Here is a 23,112-nt window from a genome sequence, read left to right as displayed (position 1 = left end):
GGCTCTGGTTTACTCTAGCGGCTGGATGTTCAGCGTCAGCTGAGCCTGGTGAAACTCCAGCGTCACCTCGGCTGTCCAGGGGCTCGTCCGGCTATAGCGGATATCCATGATTGTCTCGCCATCGCTAGCATATAATCTTCTGCAATAGGCTGCATCACAGGCGTAGTCGGCCAGTGTCGCGCCTTGTAAATGGTGATTTACATCCTCTGGCTGCCAGTATATCAATTGCAACAGCCCAAGGAGATACTCGGCCTTAAATTGATCTCCCAATAAGACGCTCTGCTCGCTGATCAGCCGCTGGCCGTCATAGCTGAGGGTAAACAGCGGCTGTCCAAGAGGGGCCAGGCCTACCAGGGTTAGCGACTCGGGGGTCAGATCCAGCTGACTCAGCAGCTGATGCCAGGCCTGTTTCACCTTGAGTTTGACCAGCTGGCTCTGACTGACGGGCGCCGAGTCGGGCAGAGGCGCCAGGCAGTAGTCGACGCCCTGAGCCAGGGCCATACAGGTTTGCCTGTCTAGCTTGTGGGCGCAGGCGCTCAGTAGCAGCGCCATGCAGATGAGGAGACTCGCCCTTAACGGCATAACTCGACCACCATGTTGAGACGACGCTCAGATTCCGCCACAAAAGGATTACTCTCGTCCCAGGCGTAGCCCGCCAGGATAGAGCAGATCATCTGCTTAATCTTAGGGTTGGGGTTCTGATAGAAGATCACATCCTGGAAGCGGCCATCGTACCAGGCCTGTACATAGGTTCTGAAGGTATCGACGCCGCGCATCAGCGGCTGGGCATATTCTGTCTGCCAGTCGACCGATTCACCATTGAGCTGTTTTACGACACATTTAGCCGCAATAGAGGCTGATTGCATCGCGATAGTGACGCCAGAGGAGAACACGGGATCGAGAAACTCACCGGCGTTGCCCAGCAGGGCAAATTTATCGCTAGCCAGGGTGCTGACGTTGGCCGAGTAACCTGCCAGCTTGGCGGGCTTGCGTATTATCTCGGCGCGGCTGAGTAGCTGCTTGAGGCGCGGCTCTTCCCGCACCAGGCGCATCAGTGTGGCCTCTAGATCGGCATCTTCGCCCAGCAGGTGAGGCTCGCCCACCACGCCCAGCGAGCAGCGGCCGTTGCTGAAGGGGATCAGCCAATACCAGATGTCGCGATTATCCGGGTGGACGCTGATCAGTATCTTGTTGCGATCGAAGTGGTAGTCGCCCATGTCGACGCTGTCGATATTGTCCTGGATATGGGTAAATATCGCCGTGCGGCTGGGTAGATTGGAGGGACGCTCCAGGTCCAGCAACCTAGGCAGCACACGGCCGAAACCGCTGGCATCCAGCAGGTAGTCGGCGCTCAGCTCATAGCTTTGTCCCTGCTCGTCGCTGATGGTGAGCCTAGGGTTATGGCTCAGATCTACCGCATCGACGCGCTGGCCATAGCGGATCTCGACCCCTTGTCTGACGGCCGTGTCGGCGAGTAGCTTATCGAAGTCGCCGCGTTCGACCTGAAAGGTGGTGCCCGGCCCTGGGGTGAACTTGTCGGTAAAGTCGAAGTAGGTCGAGCGGCCATTGGCGTTGAAGGCCGCGCCGTTCTTGAATTGATACCCCGCCTGATTGACGGCATCGAGCATATTAGCCTCGGCAATCACCTGCATGCAGCAGGGCAGCAGGCTCTCGCCGATGGAGAAGCGCGGAAAATGCTGCTTCTCCAAGACTAAGACACGCTTACCCTGTTGATGCAGCAGGCTGGCGGCAACGCTGCCCGAGGGGCCCGCACCTATCACTATCACATCATAATGGTCCGTCTGAGCGGCTGTTTGCGCGAAAGGGGTCACTTATCAATCCTTGTTAATGTGTGAATAAAGGGGGAGAGCACGAAGGTAAGGCCTATCCCCAGGAGTAATGTCAGGCCGAAATAGTGGATGGCCGGTGTCTGGCTGAAGGCCAGCAGACCGAAGGCCATCAGGGTCGAACAGGCGGACATGAATACCGCCATCATCACGCCTTCGCCTCTATGGCTCTCGGCGAAAAACAGGCTGTAGTCGACGCCTATGCCAAAGACCAAGATCAGCGCCAGTGCATGAAACAGGGTGAGTGGTGAGCCGGCTAATCCCAGGCCTGCCAAGGTGAGCAGCGCCGCCAGGGCGGGCACGGCCGTGATCCACAGCGCCATCTTGAGGCCGAAGCGCAGCGAGAAGATAAGCCCTGCGACGACGAGCGCCAGGCCCAGCAGGCTCAGGGTTAGGCTGCGATACTTGGCCATCACATCCGAGATATCCTGTACCTTATCCACCAAGGTTACGCCACTTAATGGGCTGATTGCCTGGGTTAAGGCCTCAAGATCTGTGATGCCGCCTAGCAGGACAATTGCGCCGTATGTGGCGCCGTCACTGCCAGAGGTTTTATCGCTTGGCTGTGTTTGAGCTTGAGCTTGAATTTGAGCATGAGCTTGAGCATCAGTCCCATCGGGCGCCAGCCATAGGGGAACGAACAGTTCACCGGCACGGGAGGCGAAGAAATTATCCGGGGTGATGGCCTCATTGGCGCTGGCCTCGAAGTTCTCCATCAGGGAGGGTGCCAAGTCGTCGTCCAGCCCCAGCCGCGCCAACACCTCAGGCAGCTTGTGGTAGATCTGCCCCTGTAGGCGATAGGCCTCCAGCTGGCTTGCCTGACTGGGCAGGTAGCGAGCCAGATTAACCGAGTTGCCTAGCACACCTTGGTGTTGCAGTGAGGCGAGCGTCGGCGACAGCACCTCCAGCCGTGTCAGCAGCGCCTCGGCGGTCTCTGCCCGTACCAGGATAAACTGGTTATCTGTGCCGCCGCTCATCACCTGGCGTAGCCGCTGCTCGCTCTGGGTGACGCTCAGAGGACTCTGTTGCAGAGCGCGAATATCATCGTTTACCCCGAGTCTATTCAGGCCAAATATAGTCAGGAGTAGCAGGCCGAGGGCAATTGCTATTCCTTTGGCCCCATTGATGGGCCGCGCGATGGCCTGCATGGCATTGAGGTAACGCGCCGCCAAGCCGAGCGCGCGATCGCCGGGTCTCATGGTGCTATTGGCCAGCTTGGGATAGGCGAAGATCAGTGTTAGATAGGCGCCTAGGAGTCCCGCGGCGCAGAAAACGGCCACCTGCTGCATACCGGGGAATGGCGTCAGGCCAATGGCCAGGTAGGCGATGACAGTGGTGAGTAGTGCCAGGCTAGCGGCGGGAAACACGCGGGCGACTGCGTCAGTCGCGGTTATTCCTGTGGTTTGAGTGGCTGTCCCTGAAACGGCTTTCTGGCTTTGCAGGCGCTCACAGTAGAAGTGGAAGCTGTAGTCGATGGCGATCCCGATCAGGCTGGTACCAAATACCAGGGTGAGCAGGTGAACCTGGGTGAAGATCCATAGGGTTGCGCTCAGGGCGAACAGCAGGCTGGTGGCTATGGTCAAGGCGGCTATGGTCAGCGGCATGATAGAGCGAAACGCCAGCCATACCAGCAGGGTGACGCCGATCAGCGAGGCAAGCCCCAGGCTGGAGACCTCTCTTTTTGCCTGTGTTGTTGCCGCCGCGGCATGAAACAGGGCGCCACCTTTTATTACTGTCACTTCTTGCTCAGGCTCAAGGCTTTGCTGTATCTGGCTTATCGCCTCTTCTAGCCTGGCTAACTGCAGCTCTTGTGCCTTAGGGTTGAAGGCGCTGCCGACTCCTTGGGCCATGACAATGGCGACGCTGTTTCCTTGCGTGTCTTTGTTTAAGGAGGTTCGAACGCTAGCGTCCTGGGCTAATTCCTGGCCTACCAGAATGCCGTCGACTACCTTGAGGCGGCGCTGGGGCGAGAGCTGTTTCAGTAGCTCGGGGTAGAGCAGTAGCGGGTCTTGGCTCAGTAGTTGGCTATTGGCGTAGCCGAAGGCATTGTAGAGCTGGGCGAGCGTATTAGCCTCTAACTTGGCTAATTGTCCATTTGCGAGCAGATCTTTCTGCTGCGCGGTGAGCAGGTGAAAGCGATAGGGAAAATAGAAGCGATTGAGGGCCTGGGCGCCCTGCATATCGGCGCTCTGCACCTGGGTAAAGGCCTCGGGAGCCCCCTGGAGTGCACTCAGCAGTTGCTTGGCGCCTTTGACGGCGGTGGCTTGGTCCGGGCTGACGACCCCTAGGTAGATGCGATTGGCCAGCTGTTGCTCGACCCTGTCTATCGCCCTCTGGGTGAGGGGATCTTCCTGGATCTTGGGGAGCATGGCCAGGATGTCACTCTGCACCCCGGCGCCGCGGCTCAGCGCCTGTGCGGCTAGCAGCGCCATGGCGGCCAGCAGCACCAGCCAGATAACCAGGCGGGTATTGGCAGAGAGGCGACCCAGGCGGTCGCTGAGGTTGAGGATCATCTCGCCTCTGTCGCGGGGCGAGGGGCGGCGTCGAGTTTGAAATAGGCCTGCTCATCCGCCGTCAGCGGACGCTGCGCCAAGGCGTTAAATTCGATCACGCTGAAATCGCCGCGGTTATCCAGCAGGCTGAGAGACTCTAGCTGCTCGCTTCCCTGTAGCACTATGCGTGGCATCGCCTGCTTGATGAGGGGATCTATCGGCTCCAGGCCCAGTTGCCAGCACTCTGCTTGCTGTTGTAGATGCAGGGTAAACTGCGCCTCCAGGGGGGCGATGTCGCCACTTAGCAGGGCGCTCATCAGCTTGGGCATCATCTGCGCCATGGCGCCCGCCTGTGGATTGTCATCGGCGTGGCTCACCTGACGGTTGCCGTCGGCATCTATCTGCACCAGGGTGTTTTGCGTCAGCACCAGGCCAGAGGGAAAGGGTGCTGTCTGTAGCCAGGCGATCCCCAGTTTGTCCTGAAACAGGAACTCGCCGCGGCTCACCAGCGGCTTCTTAAGCACCTTGAGGTAGCGGGACTGGGTAAACTCGCCCCTTGCCGACTCACCGCCGCCCAGGCGGGTCACCAGCTTGGATAGGGCTGCATTGTCCGCGCTCGCTTTAAAAAGTGCCTCATAGTCGGTTGATTGTTCTGCATGAGTTACGAAACTAACGAGACTTAGGCAGAACATAGGACAAAACAGCAGGCAAAACAGGCCGGGCTTAGCGATGCGGTAAAGGCTGGCGATGCGGTGAAGGCAAGTGATGCGGTGAAGGCTAGTGATGCGGTGAAGCATAGGGGTCATCATGCCAGCGCCTCGCTTGGCAGCAGGTGGGCAATCTTGTCTCTGAAGCAGGCAGGGGTGACTAGGCAGAGCTCCTTGCTCTCCATCTCGACCGCCGCCTGTACGGTATAACCCTTGGTCAGGCGCTGATTGGTCTTGGCGTCGCGCACCTGATAGGTGATCTTGAGACGGTTCTCCCACTCCACTAGGCTGGCGATCACCTTGACCCTCTGCTCGAAGGTGCTGGCCTGCACATATTTTATCTGCAAATCGATAATGGGCCAGGCATAGCCGGAGGCCTGCATCTTGCGATAGCCATAGTCGATCTCGTCCAGCAGCTGACAGCGGGCGATCTCGAAATATCTAAGATAGTTACCGTGCCAGGTGATCCCCATGGAGTCGACGTCGTGGAAGGGGATGACCATCTCCATCTCTGTGGTGAGCAGTGCCTTCATCTCGCGCCTCCTAGTGACACACTTCCCACAGTCCCTGCTGGATCTTGTCGACCGTCTGCCTAAGCACGGTCTCCAGGGGTCTGTCTTCGGTAAGCAGTTCAAAGTCGGCGCTCACCTGATCGAGTGTCTTGGCCACAGAGGTTGTGAGCGAGGCATGGCAGAGTTCGCCCTGGGCGATACGCAGGTGAATGCCCTGGGTCATGGCCAGCAGCGCAGCCGCGGCTACCTGTTCGGTGAGTTGCAACACGCGCATACAGTCGCGGGCGGCGATAGTGCCCATGCTCACCTTGTCTTGATTGTGACACTCGGTGGAGCGTGAGAACACACTGGCAGGCATGGTGTTCTTTAGCGCCTCGGCGGTCCAGGCCGATACGCCTATCTGCACCGCCTTGAAGCCGTGGTTGATCGCCTTGCGGCTGCCTTGGGCGCCAGAGAGATTGGCGGGCAGGCCATTGTTAAATTTAGGGTCCATCACCAACGCCATCTGGCGGTCGATAAGATCGGCGATATTGGCGATGGCGTTCTTCATCGAGTCCATCACGAAGCCGATATGGCCGCCATAGAAGTGGCCGCCATGGAGTACGTGCTCGCCCTCGCCATCGACGATAGGGTTGTCGTTGGCGCTATTGAGTTCGGTCTCGATAAACTGACGCATGAAGGGCAGCGCATCTTGCAGCACGCCTATGATGTGCGGCGCGCAGCGGATCGAGTATCTGTCTTGTAGGCGATCCGAGTTGCGTGGATGCTCGTGGTGGTTGAGATCTTCACGAATCCAGGCGGCGATCTGGTTCTGGCCCGGATGTGGTTTGGCCGCAAACAGAATGTCGTCGAAGTGGTTGGAGTTACCCTTGAGGGTCAGCGAGGCCATGGCGGTGATACGGCTGGCCAGACGGTTCAGGTATTGAGCCCTGTCGTAGGCAAGACAGGCCAGCGCCGTCATGACGGCGGTGCCGTTCATCAGGGCCAGGCCCTCCTTGGGACGCAGAGTCAATGGCGTAATGTTCAGTTCACGGTACACATCGGCGGTATCGCGGCGTTCGTCTTGGTAGATCACCTCGCGCTCGCCCACTAGCACGGCGGCCAGATAGGAGAGAGGGGTGAGATCGCCGCTGGCGCCCACAGAGCCCTCTTCTGGGATAACCGGGGTGATGCCCAGGTTCAGCAGAGTCTCGATGCGTTTCAGCAGTTCGTAGCTGACGCCAGATTTACCCACGGCCAGCGAGCTTAGGCGGCACGCCATCACGGCCCTGGCCTGCAAGACGGAGAGAATATTACCCATGCCACAGCCGTGGAAGCGCGACAGATGCAGTGGCAGTTCGTGCACCAGATCCAGGCCGACTGTGACTGTACAGGAGTCGCCGTAGCCTGTGGTGACGCCATAAACCACGCCCTCTTCGGCTAACAGGCTGTCGATAAAGCGGGCACCTTTCTGGATATATTCCTGATAGTCGGCGCTCTCCTTGAGCTGGGCCTTGGCGCCCTTGGCGATGGCAACGACCTCCTCGAGAGTGAGATTACGCTGGCCAAATTCGACCAGGGTGGCGGAGGCGGGGGATTGAGTCGTCTGTGTCATCTATTTCTCTGTCCTGTTAGGCGTTTGAGGCTTGGCCTCGCGCAGGAGTTCATCGTCCTTGCGCCAAAAATCGAAAAAGTTAAACCATTGCAGCGGTGCACGGCGGGCGTAGTGTTCCAGACGCTCGGCGTAACGATTCACCGCTGCTTGTAGTCGTTCCATGCGGCCGGCACGCGGCCCCTTGAGGGTGTCTGCAAAGTGCTCTACGTGCACCCGGTAGCGGCCGTTTTCCCTGAGGCAGAGCATCAGGTACACGGGGCAGTCCAGCAGGCTGGCCAGAATAAATGGACCTTGTGGGAAAGGCGCCTCCTTACCCATGAAGGGGGCGTAAAGTACCCGGCCTTCACTGCTGGTGGAGGTGCGATCGCCGGCGATCACCACGAGTTCTCCCTGCTCTATCTTCTGCTGCAACAGCATAGAGGTGCTGGGGCCCAGTTCGGTCACCTGGATCAGGTTGAGGGCACTGTCTGGATTGAGCTGTTTCAGTACCCGGTTGAAGTTCTCCGCGTTCTGGGTCAGCACCATGACATTGACCTTCACCTTGCGCTGGTGAATCGAGATGGCGCGGCAAAGCTCCAAGTTACCCAGGTGGGAAACCAGCAGCACGGCACCTTGTCCCTGTGCCAGCGGCTTGGCGAGTACCTCGCGGTCGGGAAAGTCGACCTGGCTGAGTTTGATGCGGTCGCACCAGGCGTCGATACGATCCAGTGCCGCATTGCCGAAGGCGATGAAGTGCTTGAGGCTGTGGCGCCAGTTTATCTCGCCCTGGAGATCCGGATGTTTGGGTTCGAGTCGCTGCACCTGACGCAGAAAAGTCTGGCTGGCGCGCCTAGCCGTACGGCCCGTGGCGAAGAAGTAGCAGATCACCGGATACATGATGGCGCGGCATAGCCAGTGGCCGCCCAGCTTATAACTGGTGGCCAACAGCTTGATGCCCCAGTAGCTGCCGCGCTCGCCCATGCGAGACCAGTGTTTCACCGCCTTGGGGCGACTACGCTTGTGGCGCAGCAGTTGTGGCATGCGTCTTAACATGCCGAAGAAGAGCTTGCTGTGCATGGCGGAGATGCGCACATTGTCTTTGAAGCCCTGGAAGTGGCTGGTGCCATCTTCTGGGTAGATCACCCTTGTCGGCAGGTGTTTTACCTCGACGCCCTGCCAGTAGAGCTTGACCAGCACCTCGATATCGAAGTCCATGCGCTCGCCCAGTGCCTCGTTGAGAAACAGCTGCTCGGTGGCGGCCAGAGGGTAGACGCGAAAACCGCACATGGAGTCTCGAATATCCAGGCTCAGGGTCTCGACCCAGACCCAGAAGTGAGTGAGGTAGCGGCCATAGAGGCGCCCCTTGGGCACAGACTCGTCGTATTGTGGCAGGCCGGAGATCAGCGCATGGGGCTGAGCCTTAGCCGTCTCGATCATCTTAGGAATATCGTCAAGATCGTGCTGGCCGTCGGCGTCTACCTGCAGTGCATGGCTAAAACCATCGGCATAGGCGGCCCTGAGGCCTGTCATCACCGCCGCACCCTTGCCCCGATTGAAGGGATGGTGCAGCAGGCGCACCCAGTCGTGCTGCGCCGCCAGCTGGCAGAGCAGGTGGCGGGTCTCGTCGTCGCTGCCATCGTTAACCAGATAACAGGTGAGTCCCAAGGACTCAAGGCGTGCAAGGGTAGCCTTGATCGCCTGGCGATGGTTGTAGTTGGGGATGACTAATGCCAGCTGCATCAGCCTTTCTCCTCTTTGTCGAGTGGCGTCAGGCAGATACGGCCCGAGCCGAAGCGCTGCTCGCCCTGATAGTAGGCGAAGGTGAGCTTATGTTTGGCGCGATTGAGGCTGATCTTTAGTTGCACCTCGCTGCCGGGCAGGATCAGCTGTTGAAACTTGAGTACCTCTAGGCTCTGCACCTGGGGCGCATAGCCAAATTCGCTGGCGCCCAGCTGCACCGCCCAATCCAGTTGGGTCACGCCGGGAAGCACCGCCTGCTCGGGAAAATGCCCCTCGAAATAGGGCAGGTCGGCATCGATGCGCAGCTGCCATTCGACACCATCTTCCAGGCAACGTTTGGCCATGATGGGTGGCAGGTTAGATTTAATCATGAAGAAACAACTCCAACAGCTCCTTGTGGATACGCTTGCCCTGGGTGTTGAGTGGTAGCTCGGCGGGGTAACGCCAGCGTCTTGGCAGGGTGACGCGCTCAAACTGACTCAGCAGATGCTGCTTGAGGGCGTTGTTGACCGCCAGTTTACCTTCCTGCTCCAGCAAGGCGTTGCCCTCGGCAGACAGCCTGATGGCGGCGCCCAGCTGTACCCTGGGTTGCTCCAGCACCACGAGGGCGGCCTGATCCACTAAGGGGTGGCTCTCTAGTAGGGCTTCCATCTGCACCAGTGACAGGCGCTTCTCCTCTATCTTAACGATGCGATCCAGTCGTCCCTGCAATACGAACTCGCCGGGAGCGATCAGCTGAATCTTGTCGTCACACCTGAGCCAGTCGCTACTTTCCAGATAAGGGGACTTGAGCCAGAGGGCACCGTCGTCTGGATCTTGCTTGATCTCATGGGTGGCAAAGGCGCGCCAGCTCTGCTGGTTGTCCTGCTGACGACGATAGGCGATGCCGCCAGTTTCCGTGCTGCCGAAGACCTCGATGGGCGGCTTGCCATAGCAGTGGGCGATGGCATTGGCGGCCTCCAGGCTCAGCGGGCCGCCCGAACTGAAGATCAGGCTGGGCGCGCGCAGCTGCTGCTGATGCTCCAGGGCATCGGGCAGGCGAGAAAGCTGCGCCGGGCTGCTGATTAGGCAAAGGTTGGGAAACAGGTTGGCGTAATAGGTCAGGGTCTCTGGGTATTCCACCAGATCGCTCAGGAAGGGGCGGCTGGCGGCCAGGGGCCAGAGCACCTTAAACAACAGACCATAGATATGCTGATGGGAGACGGTGGCGATCACGCTGCATTGGGGCAGGTGATTGGCAAAGGTCTGTTCCAGTACCGTCACCTCGGCATCGAGTTGATCCAGCGTTTTAGTGATCGCCTTGGGCTGTCCGCTTGAGCCTGAGGTAAAGAGGATCAGCTCTCCGAAGGTTTCGCTGGTCGGCCAGGGGCCAGGATGTTTGAGATCCTTATGCAGGGCGACATAGTCTTTGGCCTCGCACAGCGGACTGTCTGCCAGCACGGCGTCGAACTCATGGGTGAGTTCACTCAGGGTACCGCCCTGGGTGTTAGCGGGCAGAATAAGCTGTTTTCCGGCCAGCAGACCGGCGCACAGGCCGACCGCGAACAGGTCGCTGCTGTCGCAGGCCAACAGCCAGCGCTTCGCCTTGTGTTGGCTCAGTGCCTCGAAGATGGCGGCTACCTGGGCGGTAAAGGCCTCACCCGTCAGAATATCGTGGTGATTGAAGCTGATAAGCTGCTGGCTCGCCGGCCCATGCCTGAGCCAATGTTTGAGTAGGGCTGTCATGACTTTTTCAACCAGAAGGTGCGATATAACCATTCTCCGCCGAGCAGTGTACCGATCAGCAGATAGGCGATAAATCCATTATAGAGGGTCCAGGTCGCCAGGCTAGTGGCGCTGGCGGTGTAGAGGGCCATGGCGCCGTTGAAGACAAACAGACCACACCAGATCTGGGTGACCTTGCGCAGGTAGGGGATCGCCTCGTCGGGAAGATCCGGCTCCTTCAGCCTGGCGAGACGCTCTATCATGTTGGGACCATGTTTGAGGGAGTAGGCAAACAGCGCCAACATGCTCAGGTTGATCACCACGGGATAGTAGAGCAGCCAGGCAGTCTGCTTCGCCAGGTAGCTGCCCGCGGTCAGGAAGATGCCCACGACGATTGGCAGCATCATGGCCCTGACCTGTTGTCTCTGCAGGGCGAGCCTGAGCAGCAGCAGAGAGCAGAGCAGGAGGGCGATCACGCCCGGCGGCAAATAGTTCAGGCCGAAGTAGACGGCCAGGGGGTACCCCAGCACGACCAGGCCGGTGACTAGTTGCAGGAACAGGCGCATTACTGCTTCACTAGCCCTTCGATAGCCGTTACCACGTCGTCGACGGTACGCACGGCCTTAAACTCGTCGGGCTGGATCTTCTTGCCCGTGAGTTGTTGTAGCTTAATCACTAGATCCACAGCGTCTATGCTGTCGAGATCCAGCTCTTGGTACAGGGATGCCTCTGGGGTGATGTCGTCGGCATCGATTTCAAACTCATCCACAAGGATCTGAGTCAGCATCTGTAGAATTTGCTCACGATTTTGCATGCTGCCTCCTAACCGCGTTGAGATTCGATAAAGCTTGCCAGGCTGGCAACACTGTAGAAATGGGCCTTGGTGGCTTCCGAGTTGGCTTCGATTTTGACATCGAACTGCTTCTTGATGGCCAGTCCCAGCTCAAGTGCATCTATAGAGTCCAGTCCCAGACCGTCGCCAAAGAGCGGCGCATCTGTGTCGATGTCGTCGATGCTGACATCTTCGAGATCCAGGCAATCTATGATGAGTTGTTTAATTTCGTTTTGTAAGCTCATAATTTTTATCAAGTTGTTGTTTATAATATTCTTCGAGATCCCGCGTCAACTGACGGGCCATCTTGGCGTCTCCACCCGTTTGAGCATGATACCTGATATGCTCGATAGTTTCGCCTACTTCGACATTCATGCCTATGGTTTGGCGAGGTATCTCATACCAGGGTTCCTGCTTGGTCAGGCCGACGGCATTGGTTCTTAATACCACGGGGATCAGGTCTGTGTTTGTGCGCAGGGCGATATTGGCTGCGCCCCTTGCAAATTCGTTAACTATCTCGCCCTTAACGGTACGTGTGCCCTCGGGAAAGATGATCATGTTAGTGCCTTGGGCCAGCACCTCGCTGCAATCCTTGAGGAGGAGATCGGCGCCGCGGTTGGGAATATAACCGGCGCAGGACACTACGCCCCGCAGGAAGGGGTTACGCCATAGTCCCTGCTTGACGATACAGCCGACATTGGGCATCAGGCTGATCAGCACCACCACGTCGACCAGGGTCGGATGGTTGGCGATGATCACCTTGCCCTTGGCACTTTCCAGCCGTTGCAGATCTTGGGTGGTCACCCGAATGACCCCGGCCCAGGTGAGCATACGCACGAAGCCGCGAAACATCAGATGCACGGCACGTTGCACCCGGGCGATGCGCACCTGCTGGCTGCCGGGCCAGAACCTGAGTACGGGCAATATGGTGAGTGAGCTGAGCAGGCCCCCTAAACCGAAGGCGATATAGCAGCTCACCCCGCCCAGCCAGCGAGGAATATAGGCGATGCCGGTCAGGCGTTTGGCGACGACCTGACTAGTCATGACAGATCCGCACCAGGTATTGATTCAGGCGCCCTTCGAGCGGTTGCTGACTGGCGATGGCGTGGATCACTTGGCCAAAGCTCAGCGGCTGCGCCGTCGCTAATTCGGCGGCATCTGGCTGGGTCTCAATGACTAGCTGAGTGCCTGAAACCTGATCTTGGCATAGCGACAACTGCAGCGCGATGGCCAGCGGCAGCTCGGGTTCCTGGGTAAATTCTTTGTAAATATCTGACACGGGCTCGTCGCCAAACACCAGCAGCAGCGGCGCGTTATCTTCCGCCAGTTGTCCATAGGCCTCGACAAGGGCCTGGGTGAGGGTGGCCTCACCGGCGGCAATCGAGGTCGAAGGCGCGCGGTTGTCCGTCAATATGCTGAAGATGCCGCTGGCGGTGTTATGCACCGACTGGCTGAAGCCTATGGGCGAAATGGGCTGCTGGCGCACTATGTCCTGTAGCAGATCCACTGTGCGATTAAGCTCGCCGTGGCGAGAGGCGAAGATGGTACGGCATTGGGCGGGCGCGTCGCACTGAAAGGCGACATCCAACAACATCTTGGTGAGCTTGCTAAAGCGTCGCCTTTGCATGGCGGGCACTTGTTTCAGCGCCGGGGCGGCCTGAGCGAGCTGCTCGGCATCTGCCGGCGGCGTTGGCCATGTCTGCCAATCGTTTAAGCACTGGTATAGGGGAGACCAGGCGCCCGCAGAATGAATGTGAAAGTGTAACCGCACTACTTTGCCTCTAAATACAGCGTCTTGCTGATGTTTTCCATAACCAGAAACTGAGCCACAAGGTGTATTTGTGGGGCGGCTATTGTACACCCTTTGACGGGTGACATAAATATGTGATTGATCTGTTGCTAGATAGTGTGAACTGAGGAGGTAGGAGGGAGCTCGCCCACGGGGAGGTGGGCGAGCTGGGGGTTATGACTGTTTGAGCTGCTTCTTGAGCTTACGCAGGGCGGCCTTGACCTTCTTGCTGTTTTCCGGCCCCATGCGGATCATCAGCTTCTGGGCGTTGGGCAGGCTCTCGAGTTGAGGGTCGACAAACTTATAGTTCACGCTGACGCTGTCCAGCTCAATCGGCGCGTCGATGACGGGAGCGGATAGCATTACGTCGATCGCCTCTACCATACGGTCATCGAAATTCATGTCGGGATAACCCAGCTCGGCAAAGGCCTCACCCAGTAGAGGCTTCACCTTGTTATAGGTGCTAAGCAGCTGCTCCTCGTCCAGGTTATCGACGAAGTTCGCATAGAGATCATACCTATGGTAGCTGTCGGGATTGAGGTAGGTCTTGTTGGTCACCTCGGAGACGGTAAACTTGCTGTTGGGCGCCTTGAGTGGGCTCACCTTGCGGGCCAGCTCGCCCTGAGCCAGGTTGTCGACGAACACCACGAAGTGTCTGACGATATCTTTCTCGACCAGTAGCGGGTCTATCTTCATGCCATTGGCCACTTCGACCGTCTTGTCATGAACATATTGATCGCTATCGGCCAGTGTCGGCAGGGTCTCAACGGCCTCGGCAGGCGCTTCTTCTACCTGGGCTTCAGGCTCCGGCGCCAGGTTTTCTGGCTCAGGCAGGGCCGCATCGGTTGGCAGGGGCTGCTCCGGCTCTGGCTCAGGCAGGGTAATAGGGGCTGGCAATTCAGGCTCGGGCGCGGGTTCGTCACTGCCCAGGAAATAGTAGGCGCCGGCGGCGAGCAACACTAATATGATCACCACTGCAATGCTGAGCGCATTGATCCCGCTGCGCGCTGTCTGTGGGGCAATTCTATCTTCTTGACTGACTTGCATGAGATTTCCTTGAATTGTGGCTGGAATAAGCCCTGTGACCACAGAGGCCTCTTTCCATTCTGCAAAATTCACCGGGCTTGTCTAGGGGCGGCCAGTGAAATAAAAAATATTTAATTGTTAGCTGAGTTAGGCCTGCACGTATTGCTGGCGCTCCCCTAACCAACGCAGCACTATGGCGTCAACATTTTCCGGCACCTCTTGCATCACATGTTGGGCCAGTTTCTGTATGTGGGGGATGAGGGCCTGATCCCGTACCAAGTCCGCTATCTTCATGTCGGCGATACCCGTCTGCTTGGTGCCTAAGACCTCACCCGGTCCGCGGATCTCCAGATCTTTCTGGGCGATCACGAAGCCGTCATTGCTGTCCCTGAGCACTCCTAAACGTTGGGTGGCTGTGTGGGAAAGCGGCGCCTTGTAGAGCAGCACACAGTGGCTGGCCACGGCGCCACGGCCGACACGCCCCCGCAGCTGATGCAGCTGGGCGAGCCCCAGGCGCTCGGGGTTTTCGATGATCATCAGGCTGGCGTTGGGCACATCGACCCCCACCTCGATCACTGTGGTAGCTACCAGTAGCTGTATGCTGCCGGTCTTAAAGGCGTCCATGATCGCCTGTTTCTCAGTGGGTTTCATGCGGCCATGCACCAGGCCGATGGACAGCTCGGGCAGCAGCTGCTTAAGCTCTTCGGCCGTGTCTTCGGCGGCCTGACATTCCAGCACCTCGGATTCTTCGATCAGGGTACAGACCCAGTAGGCCTGACGCCCATCTTGCAGCGCGGCCTGGCGCACGCGATCAATCACCTCACCGCGGCGATTGTCTGAGATGGCAACCGTGGTCACCGGCGTGCGCCCCGGCGGCAGCTCGTCGATGATGGAGGTATCGAGATCTGCATAGGCGGTCATCGCCAGAGTGCGGGGGATAGGGGTTGCCGTCATGATCAGCTGGTGGGGGTGGAAGCCCTGGCTGATCCCTTTCTCTCTCAGCCCCAAGCGTTGATGCACCCCGAACCTGTGCTGCTCATCGATGATGATCAGCGCCAGACGGTTGAACTCCACCTGCTCCTGAAAGATGGCGTGGGTGCCGATGACGATATGGGCCTCGCCGCTCTTAATCTGCTGCAGCGACTGCGCCCGCGCCTTACCCTTGAGCTTACCCGCCAGCCAGCCGACCGTTAGTCCGAGGGGTTCGAACCAGGCGGCGAAGTTGTTGGCGTGCTGCTCGGCGAGCAGTTCAGTCGGTGCCATCATGGCGACCTGATAGCCGCTCTCTATGGCCTGTAGCGCCGCCAGCGCCGCCACTAGCGTCTTGCCCGAGCCCACATCGCCCTGCACCAAGCGCATCATGGGATGCGCCTTGTCGAGATCTTGGGTGATATCGGCAACCACTCTCTGCTGGGCGCCGGTGGGCTTGAAGGGTAAAGAGGCCAGGAAGGGATTGAGTAGCTGCCCTGTGGGCTGCATCGCGATAGCCTTATCATGATTGCTGCGGGCCCTAAGCTGTAACATGCTCAGGTTGTGGGCCAGCAGCTCCTCCTGGATCAACCTTTGCTGCGCCGGATGTGTGCCCTGCTCCAAGGCAAAGGGGCTGACCTCGCTCGGGGGCCTGTGCAGCAGCTGCAGCGCGTCGACCAATGAGAGCTGATTGGGCCTCAGCTGAGGCGGCAATAGTTCGGTCAGGGCGCCATGGGCCAGCAGCGCCAGGGCCTGATCCGTCAAACGGATCCAGCTGGCCTGCTTGAGTCCCTCTGTGGTTGGGTAGATAGGCGTCAGGGTATCGCTGAGGCTGAAGTCGCTCTCGCCGTGGAGCATCTTGTATTCCGGGTGGATGATCTCCCGGTGAAGCTTGCCCCGACGCACCTCGCCATAGGCGCGAATGCGCTCGCCCTCTTCGAGGCCGTTACGCATTGCGGCGGAGAAGTTGAAGAAGCGCAGGGTTATGGTGCCCGAGTCGTCGCGTACCGTGCAGGTGAGCATACGCTTGCGCCCCTGGACGATCTGGGTCGATTGTATTATGCCCTCTATGGTGCCATAGCTACCGGGATAGAGGGCGGCGATAGGATAGATCTGGGTGCGGTCTTCGTAGCGTAGCGGCAGGTGAAACAGCAGATCCTGGACTGTATTGATGCCGAGTTTCTCCAGCCGCTGCGCCATCTTGGCGGCAACGCCCTTTAACTCTGTCACAGCCATGAGATCGAGTCTATCCACGCTTTGTACCCATTTGATTTAGCGTTCTATTTAACCAGAACCTGAGTCTATTACTGTAAATATATACATATACTATCAGAGTTCGGCATGAACGCAATCTCGCGTTAGCCATGACAGGTTAAAGCCTGGGGTAAAGCCTGAGGTCATAGTCTGAGGCTACAGCCAGCCCTTTTGCTTGGCGATGCGGGCGGCGTCGATGCGATTGCTGGCATTGAGTTTGGCGATGGCCTCGGAGAGATAGTTACGCACAGTGCCTTCGGCGATAAACAGGGTGGCGGCGATCTCCGCGCTGGAGCGTCCCTCGCTGGCGAGCCTGAGCGCCCGGCGTTCCTTATCGTTGAGGGGGTCTTGTTCGCCGACGGCCATGATGGCCAGTTCGGGATCTATGATGCGCTTGCCGCGGCTGACGGCGTTAATTGCCTGGATCAGTGTCTCGGAAGGCGCGTCCTTGAGTAAGAAACCGCCCACGCCCGCCTCGATGGCACGCTTGATATAGCCTGCACGGCCAAAGGTGGTCAGGATGATGACCTTAGTCGGCGCCGCTTGATTTTGACACCATTGAGCCAGCTCCAGTCCGCTGAGGCCTGGCATCTCTATGTCGGTCAGCAGCAGGTCGAACTCCTGCTGCTTGAGCAGACTCAGGGCCTGGTCGCCGTCACAGGCCTGTATCACCTCAAAGTCGCCCTCGAGGGTGAGGAGCGCGGCCAGCGCGCCCCTGACCATGGCTTGATCTTCGGCGAGTAATATCTTCATCCTGTCTCTATCCCTGATTTGGTAACTCGATGATAAATTGCGGGTTTGGCTCGAGCTCAATACTAAGTGTACCACCTAAGGGGCGCAGTCGCTCACGTATGCCGGTGAGGCCATTGCCTTCGCTGAGCTGCCTCAGCTTACCATTGTCTGTGACCGAGATCCGCAGCCCCTGAGGTGTTGCCGACAAGTCGATATTACAGCTATCGCCCTGGCTATGACGCATAACATTGTTGCACAGCTCGGTCAGGCTGAGGATCAACTGGGTCTCGACTTCCTGTGGCTGTGATGGCAGCTCACCAGAGAGGGTGACGGCCATGCCCTTGTCCCTCAGCATCTGGCACAGGTGCGTCAGGGCGGCGTCTAACCCTTTGTGTTTGTAGCCTGATACCGTTTGGCGGATCTGGCTGAGGCTGTCGCGGGCGATGGTTTCCAGTTCTGTCAGCTCGGCGCTGGCCTGATCGGTTTGCCCCTTGGCCAATAGCTTGCGCGCCAGCTCTGCCTTGAGTGAGATAGAAGAGAGCGAGTGCCCCATGATGTCGTGCAGATCCCGGGCGATACGTTCGCGCTCTAACATGGTGGCGAGCTGGCGTATCTCCTGCTGACTCTGCCGCTGGGCGCGTTTGGCTTCGACCCGCTTACGCTCGGCCACGCCAAAGAAGCCTACGCCGGTGATCAGGGCGACGCCATAAACCGCAAAGTAGTAGTGAATACCTAGGGTTAGGCTTAGCAGCGTCAGGATGACGGCTAGGCCGATAAGGCTGGCGAAGGCCTTGGGCAGGGAGTAGTTAAAGCCGATAAAGAAACCGGCAAAGGTAAACAGGGACAGCGAGCCGATATTAACCGGCGTGATGAGACAGGCCAGGGCGATGATCAGCAAGATAGGCTGGTAGGCGGTTTTACTCGGGCTGCGGTGGGCCCAAAAATAGCAGTAGATAAAGGGCACCAGCACGACCAGACTCAGGACTATGTGCCAGGTGGGCATATTCTGCAAGAACAGCGGGATGAAATAGAAGCCCAGGTTGATCAGATAGACCCAGGCGAGCTTATCTTCGGTTGCCCGCTCGATATCTAGGGTGTGTGGAATAGGGTATTTGTCCATCTTCTTTATCCTAGGCGCCACTAAGTCCATGACGTTAAGCAATGAGTGCTCGAACGCTTAGCCATCTGGCTTAGTGGCAACCAATATTGAGCCGATTACCTTAGTGGTTCTGTTTTAGCAGGAAACTTGCCCAGGCATAATCGGCCTGTACCTGCAGGGCGGCCTGCCAATCGGCAATGGCTCCCGCCTTGTCACCGAGATTCTGCTTGGCCAAGCCGCGCCAGGTGTAGGCCTCTGCCTCTCCCCAACAGATGTTATCGCAAGGTTCTCGATATAGATCAATGGCTTTTGAGCTAAAAGCGATGGCATCTTTCATGCTGCCTCCATGATCTTTAGGGCTGGAATAGGCGGCGATCGCCTTGACCAGCGCCAGTCGAGGGCTCTGGGGGACCAAGGTTTCGGCGTCATTGAGGGCAGTGGCCATCTTAGTGCTGTACTGGGCGGCCTGACTCATGTCTAAGCCTATCTGCATGCCGTAGACAGAGGCCAGTAGGGTGGCGGCTTCTCCTTGGTCGGCAATGGGCGACAACGCCTTCTCGGCGCGGGTCAATGCCGCCTGGGCCTGATCCTTCTGGCTGAGAATGTTGGCACTGATTGCCATGCGATAGAGGGCGTAGGCCTGCTCATAGCCTTGGCTTTGGTCGCTCAATTGGCTCAGACGATCGATATCCATCTGATTGGCGGCGCTGTCTATCTCGGTAATGTCATTGGCCTGGCTCAGCGGGCTGAGTAGGGCCAGGCTGGTGGCGATGATAAGTGTTTTCATTGGCTTCTCCTTAAGTACCTGTGTTGCGTAATGCCCAGTAGCTGGGTTAAGGAGAGTATCTGTCTGATGGCGATTTTTGTGCAGGCACAGATGTCACCGATAAGGGATGACATTTGTCATCTCTCATCGGCGGTTGAGCTAAATTGGTAGCGCTAAAAAGGCGGTGCTAACTCATAGGATTGGGCGGAGAGGACTAGGTAGCCCAGATAGACGAGGTAACAGAGCAGCAGCAAGGCGCCTTCGCGCCGTCCCACGCGCAGGCCGCTCCAAGCCAGAGGCAGAAGCAGCAGTGCCAGCGAAACCATCACCAACATGTCCAGCTTGGGCACACTGGCTGTGATGGGGTGAATCAGGGCGGTGATCCCCAAGATCCCCAGGATATTAAACAGGTTAGAGCCCACCAGGTTGCCGATGGCGATATCGCTCTCGCCGCGTCTTGCAGCCACCAGTGAGGTGATAAGCTCAGGCATGCTGGTACCTATGGCGATGATGGTCAGGCCGATGAGCAGTTCGCTCATTCCCAGCTGTCTGGCGAGGGCCACGGCGCCGTCGACAAAGAGTATGCCGCCGCCGACCAACATGGCGATGCCAACGAGGAGCAGCACCACGGCCAGCAGAGGCGCGAGCGGCTTGAGCTCCATCGACTCGGTATCGGCCTGCTGCTTATCGAACAGGTAGTTCATCCCCAGATAGACGATCAGCATGGAGCAGAGCAGGGCACCGTCCAGTTGACTGAGGCTGCCGTCGCTGATCAACCCCCAGAAGAGCAGGCTGGCAAACAGCATCAGCGGGATGTCACGCTTAACCATCATAGATTGCACACCTATGGGGCGCACCAGGGCCGTCAGGCCGAGGATCAGGCCTATGTTGGCGATGTTGGAGCCGATGACATTGCCGAGGGCGATGCCTGAGTTGCCGGCCAGGGCCGACTTGAGGCTCACCGCCAGCTCGGGGGCACTGGTGCCGAAGGCGACTATGGTGAGGCCTATGATCAGCGGGGTGACGCCGAGTTTTAGGGCTAGCGCGCTGGCGCCACGCACCAGGGATTCGGCGCCAAGAATAAGGATGAGCAGACCAGCGATAAGGGCTAGCGGGGTGAACATGATTGACTCTCTACAGTAGCGGGGCGCCAAGCATAGAGGTTGCACAATTTTAGGCAACAAAAATTTAGGGGGGAGCTATTAAACTTTGTTTATCTCGTCACAGAATGCCCCATAAAAAACACGCCAGATGGCGTGTTTTTAGGTCATTGTCTTAGCGACTGGGTTTACAAGCTAGGCTTAGAGCTCATCTTCCCAGCGCACCACGCCGCCGCGCTGACCGTCGACCTTGGCACTGAATCTCTGCTCCAGCACATGGCGCTTGATCTTCAGGGTAGGCGTCAGTACGTCGTTATCCACATCCCAGGGCTCGCTCACCACTATGATGGCATCGACGGTTTCGTGCGATTCCAGGTTAGGGTTGATGCTGTCCAGGGTCGCCTTGAGCGAGGCGCGCACCTCTTCCTTGGGTTGCAGGGCCGCGCCCTCGGAGAGCTGCACCAGGGCAACAGGGTGAGGCAGGCCAGAGCCTATGATGCAGATCAGCTCCACGTGAGGATCCTGGGCCAGCTTACGCTCGATAGGCACAGGGGCGACATACTTGCCCTTTGCGGTCTTGAAGTTGTCCTTGACCCGGCCCGTGATGGTGACGCAGCCATCGGCGTCGATCGAGCAGAGATCGCCTGTGCGGAAATAACCTTCCTCGTCGAAGCTGGCCTGGGTGACTTCTGGCTGCTTGTAGTAACCGCTCATCAGGCCCGGGCTCTTGACCAGCAGCTCGCCGTTGTCGCCCTGCTTGACGCTACAGCCTTCTACCGCTCGCCCGACCGTGCCTATCTTGCTGGCATCGAAGGGGTGGTTGATGATGGAGTAGGCGCTGTTTTCCGTCATACCCCAGGCTTCACATATGTTCAGGCCAATCTTGTGATACCAGGCAATCAGCGAAGGCGGGATGGGTGCCGAGCCCGAACCTAGCAGGTGACAATGTTCGAGGCCCAACCCCTGATGGATCTTCTTCTTCACCAGCGAGCTGACGAAGGGGATCTTCAGCAGTATGTTGAGCTTGGTATAGCCAATCTTGTCGATGATATTCTTCTGGAACAGGCTCCATAGGCGGGGCACAGAGAAGAAGACGGTCGGTCTGGCTCGCTGCACGTCGGCGACGAAGCTGTCGAGACTCTCGACGAAGGCGACACTGCTGCCGGAATAGAAGGAAGAGCCCTCGATGGCGACACGCTCGGTGATGTGAGCCAATGGCAGATAGGAGAGCAGCCTGTCTTCCACATCTGTCTTGAGGTCGCGCACCACGGCGCGGCAGGTCCACTCATAGCTGGCGAAGGTTTGAATCGCTCCCTTAGGCTTACCGGTCGAGCCCGAGGTGTAGATGATGGTCATGATCTGCTCGGGTGTCGGAGATTCCACCTCGACTAAGGGGTGGCCCAGCTTGAGCAGTGTGTCCCACTGGTATTGCGCTGGCATGGTGTCGTAAGGCATGGCGAGGCGCAGTATGTCGCCGCCGACCCCCGCCTCCTGATCGGCCCAGTAGTCCAGCTTACCGATAAAGATCGCCTTAGATTCGCTGTGCTCCAGCACGTAGCGAATGGTATCGGCGTTGGCGGTAGGATAGATGGGCACGCTGATATAGCCGCCATGCATCAGCGCCAGATCGGTAATGAACCACTCGGCGCAGTTCTTCGATAACACAGCCACCTTGTCGCCTGGCTCAAGGCCGAGGTGACGCAGGGCGCCGGCGATCTGCTGCATCTTCTGCTGCACTTCGCGCCAGCTGTAGTTAACGTATTGACCGTTTATGGGTTGTTTCAGGTAGGTGCTGTCGCCATATTGCTCGACCCAGTGGTGCAACATGTCGACCGGTGATTTGAATAGTGAGTCCATCTTGCCATTCCATCGTTATTCTTGTTAAAGGAGACGCAACTAGGTTCGCTTGGCCAATGCCGGAGCGAGACTCAACAACCCCCATTATTGAGCGGGCCCTTCTCTGCGATGAGAGCGCCTGGCCACTTTTTATGCGCGTCTTTGAGTATGGCGAAGAATGTGATCTATGACAATTGTTTTGCCGGAATAAAAGGCCAATTGTCATAGTCTTAGCTCGAAGGCTCTGGTAGGCATGCTCTGGTAAGAACGCCCTAGCAAGAATGCCCTGAAAGGAATCTTTTGCTAGGCGAGCATCGGGCGTGTGGGGAAAGCGAGGCGTTTCGCTTTCCCGCAAAACGAACTTAGGCTTCTGGCTCGGCGTCCGGGTCCGGGGCGCGCATCCGCTGCCACCAGGTCTCGTCGGCGACAATTTGCCCCTGGTCGTCGATGGCGGGATAGGGGATCTTCTTGCGTCGACAGGCCTTGGCGTAAACGGGGTGGCCCTGCTCGAACAGCATGGTCTGGCAGTAGGCGTCGTCTAGGGTGCGCTGGCCATACATGCCGGCCTGGGCGCGTTGACGCTGGGCTTCGTACATCACCAGGGCTGAGGCCACAGACACATTGAGGGACTGCACCATGCCGATCATGGGGATGATGATCTGCTTGTCGGCGATGGCCAGGCCTTCCTCGCTGACGCCGTCGCGCTCGTTACCCATGATCACCACAGTCGGCTTGGTATAGTCGATGTCGCGAAAATCCACCGCATTTTCTGAGAAGTTGGTGGCCAGAATCTGCATGCCCGCCGCCTTGAACTGGGCCGCGGCCTCATCCATGTGGTAGTGCTTGATGGTTTTGACCCACTGCTGGCTGCCCGAGGCGGTATTGCCCGAGACGCGCATCTCGATATCGGGCCAGACGGCGTGGATTTGATGTATGCCCACGGCATCGGCGGTGCGGATCACCGCGGCGATATTGTTGGTTTTATGCACCTTGTCCAGGCAGACAGTGAGGTCGGTCTGGCGGTTGTCCAGCATCTGGTTGATGCGTTTGAAGCGTTCTGGGCTCATGATGTTTCGTTTGTAATGTTTATCAAGAACAAAGGGCGCCGCAGCGCCCTTTGGTGTCAACTTAGAG

Annotated in this window: 22 protein-coding genes; all 22 read right to left on the bottom strand. The window is 58.2% G+C overall.

Annotated features, from left to right (window positions below; translation table 11 throughout):
* Positions 1 to 9 precede the first annotated feature (9 nt).
* Complete coding sequence (locus tag K0H80_RS18030) at positions 10 to 582, bottom strand: DUF3261 domain-containing protein (protein WP_220072486.1); 573 nt, start codon at positions 580 to 582, stop codon at positions 10 to 12.
* Positions 573 to 1,832, bottom strand: coding sequence for an NAD(P)/FAD-dependent oxidoreductase (locus K0H80_RS18025; RefSeq protein ID WP_220072485.1), 1,260 nt, complete (start codon positions 1,830 to 1,832; stop codon positions 573 to 575). Before K0H80_RS18025 ends, K0H80_RS18030 begins: the two co-directional genes overlap by 10 nt.
* On the bottom strand, positions 1,829 to 4,360 hold the full coding sequence (locus tag K0H80_RS18020) for an MMPL family transporter (protein ID WP_220072484.1): 2,532 nt from the start codon (positions 4,358 to 4,360) through the stop codon (positions 1,829 to 1,831). The genes K0H80_RS18025 and K0H80_RS18020 overlap by 4 nt, the downstream gene beginning before the upstream one ends.
* Complete coding sequence (locus K0H80_RS18015; RefSeq protein ID WP_220072483.1) at positions 4,357 to 5,148, bottom strand: outer membrane lipoprotein carrier protein LolA; 792 nt, start codon at positions 5,146 to 5,148, stop codon at positions 4,357 to 4,359. The genes K0H80_RS18020 and K0H80_RS18015 overlap by 4 nt, the downstream gene beginning before the upstream one ends.
* The gene (locus tag K0H80_RS18010) at positions 5,145 to 5,579 is read right to left on the bottom strand and encodes an acyl-CoA thioesterase (protein WP_220072482.1); all 435 of its coding nucleotides are present in this window, start codon (positions 5,577 to 5,579) and stop codon (positions 5,145 to 5,147) included. Before K0H80_RS18010 ends, K0H80_RS18015 begins: the two co-directional genes overlap by 4 nt.
* A gap of 10 nt (positions 5,580 to 5,589) precedes the next feature.
* Complete coding sequence (locus K0H80_RS18005; protein WP_220072481.1) at positions 5,590 to 7,152, bottom strand: HAL/PAL/TAL family ammonia-lyase; 1,563 nt, start codon at positions 7,150 to 7,152, stop codon at positions 5,590 to 5,592.
* Positions 7,153 to 8,871, bottom strand: coding sequence for a glycosyltransferase family 2 protein (locus K0H80_RS18000; protein WP_220072480.1), 1,719 nt, complete (start codon positions 8,869 to 8,871; stop codon positions 7,153 to 7,155).
* Entirely contained in the window at positions 8,871 to 9,242 is a 372-nt protein-coding gene (locus K0H80_RS17995) for an ApeI family dehydratase (protein ID WP_220043544.1), read from the bottom strand. The genes K0H80_RS18000 and K0H80_RS17995 overlap by 1 nt, the downstream gene beginning before the upstream one ends.
* A complete protein-coding gene (locus K0H80_RS17990) occupies positions 9,235 to 10,596 on the bottom strand; it encodes an AMP-binding protein (RefSeq protein ID WP_220072479.1) in 1,362 nt (453 codons plus the stop codon). The genes K0H80_RS17995 and K0H80_RS17990 overlap by 8 nt, the downstream gene beginning before the upstream one ends.
* Positions 10,593 to 11,141 carry a COG4648 family protein gene (locus tag K0H80_RS17985; RefSeq protein WP_220072478.1) on the bottom strand — a complete coding sequence of 183 codons (549 nt, stop codon included), beginning with the start codon at positions 11,139 to 11,141 and terminating at the stop codon, positions 10,593 to 10,595. The genes K0H80_RS17990 and K0H80_RS17985 overlap by 4 nt, the downstream gene beginning before the upstream one ends.
* The gene (locus K0H80_RS17980) at positions 11,141 to 11,389 is read right to left on the bottom strand and encodes an acyl carrier protein (protein ID WP_011867307.1); all 249 of its coding nucleotides are present in this window, start codon (positions 11,387 to 11,389) and stop codon (positions 11,141 to 11,143) included. Before K0H80_RS17980 ends, K0H80_RS17985 begins: the two co-directional genes overlap by 1 nt.
* A gap of 8 nt (positions 11,390 to 11,397) precedes the next feature.
* Positions 11,398 to 11,652, bottom strand: coding sequence for a phosphopantetheine-binding protein (locus K0H80_RS17975; protein WP_011867306.1), 255 nt, complete (start codon positions 11,650 to 11,652; stop codon positions 11,398 to 11,400).
* Positions 11,630 to 12,451, bottom strand: coding sequence for a lysophospholipid acyltransferase family protein (locus tag K0H80_RS17970; RefSeq protein ID WP_144201656.1), 822 nt, complete (start codon positions 12,449 to 12,451; stop codon positions 11,630 to 11,632). Before K0H80_RS17970 ends, K0H80_RS17975 begins: the two co-directional genes overlap by 23 nt.
* The gene (locus K0H80_RS17965; RefSeq protein ID WP_220072477.1) at positions 12,444 to 13,178 is read right to left on the bottom strand and encodes a beta-ketoacyl synthase chain length factor; all 735 of its coding nucleotides are present in this window, start codon (positions 13,176 to 13,178) and stop codon (positions 12,444 to 12,446) included. The genes K0H80_RS17970 and K0H80_RS17965 overlap by 8 nt, the downstream gene beginning before the upstream one ends.
* 192 nt (positions 13,179 to 13,370) lie before the next feature.
* Positions 13,371 to 14,243: a DUF3014 domain-containing protein gene (locus K0H80_RS17960; protein ID WP_220072476.1), complete on the bottom strand. Its 873-nt coding sequence runs from the start codon at positions 14,241 to 14,243 to the stop codon at positions 13,371 to 13,373.
* Between the two features lie 126 nt (positions 14,244 to 14,369).
* Positions 14,370 to 16,445 (bottom strand): ATP-dependent DNA helicase RecG, encoded by a 2,076-nt coding sequence (gene recG, locus K0H80_RS17955; protein WP_220072475.1) that lies wholly within the window; start codon positions 16,443 to 16,445, stop codon positions 14,370 to 14,372.
* A gap of 156 nt (positions 16,446 to 16,601) precedes the next feature.
* Positions 16,602 to 17,198 (bottom strand): response regulator transcription factor, encoded by a 597-nt coding sequence (locus tag K0H80_RS17950; RefSeq protein ID WP_220072474.1) that lies wholly within the window; start codon positions 17,196 to 17,198, stop codon positions 16,602 to 16,604.
* A gap of 7 nt (positions 17,199 to 17,205) precedes the next feature.
* Entirely contained in the window at positions 17,206 to 18,297 is a 1,092-nt protein-coding gene (locus tag K0H80_RS17945) for a sensor histidine kinase (RefSeq protein ID WP_220072473.1), read from the bottom strand.
* Positions 18,298 to 18,397: 100 nt separating this feature from the next.
* A complete protein-coding gene (locus K0H80_RS17940; protein WP_220072472.1) occupies positions 18,398 to 19,063 on the bottom strand; it encodes a tetratricopeptide repeat protein in 666 nt (221 codons plus the stop codon).
* 152 nt (positions 19,064 to 19,215) lie between these two features.
* On the bottom strand, positions 19,216 to 20,166 hold the full coding sequence (locus tag K0H80_RS17935; protein WP_220072471.1) for a calcium/sodium antiporter: 951 nt from the start codon (positions 20,164 to 20,166) through the stop codon (positions 19,216 to 19,218).
* Positions 20,167 to 20,343: 177 nt separating this feature from the next.
* Positions 20,344 to 21,999 carry an AMP-binding protein gene (locus K0H80_RS17930; protein ID WP_220072470.1) on the bottom strand — a complete coding sequence of 552 codons (1,656 nt, stop codon included), beginning with the start codon at positions 21,997 to 21,999 and terminating at the stop codon, positions 20,344 to 20,346.
* 341 nt (positions 22,000 to 22,340) lie between these two features.
* Complete coding sequence (trmH, locus tag K0H80_RS17925; RefSeq protein ID WP_220072469.1) at positions 22,341 to 23,045, bottom strand: tRNA (guanosine(18)-2'-O)-methyltransferase TrmH; 705 nt, start codon at positions 23,043 to 23,045, stop codon at positions 22,341 to 22,343.
* Between the last annotated feature and the right edge of the window lie 67 nt (positions 23,046 to 23,112).

Source organism: Shewanella aegiceratis (assembly GCF_019457495.1).
Taxonomy (GTDB): Bacteria; Pseudomonadota; Gammaproteobacteria; order Enterobacterales; family Shewanellaceae; genus Shewanella; species Shewanella loihica.
This window is presented reverse-complemented; position numbering and strand designations above follow the sequence as displayed.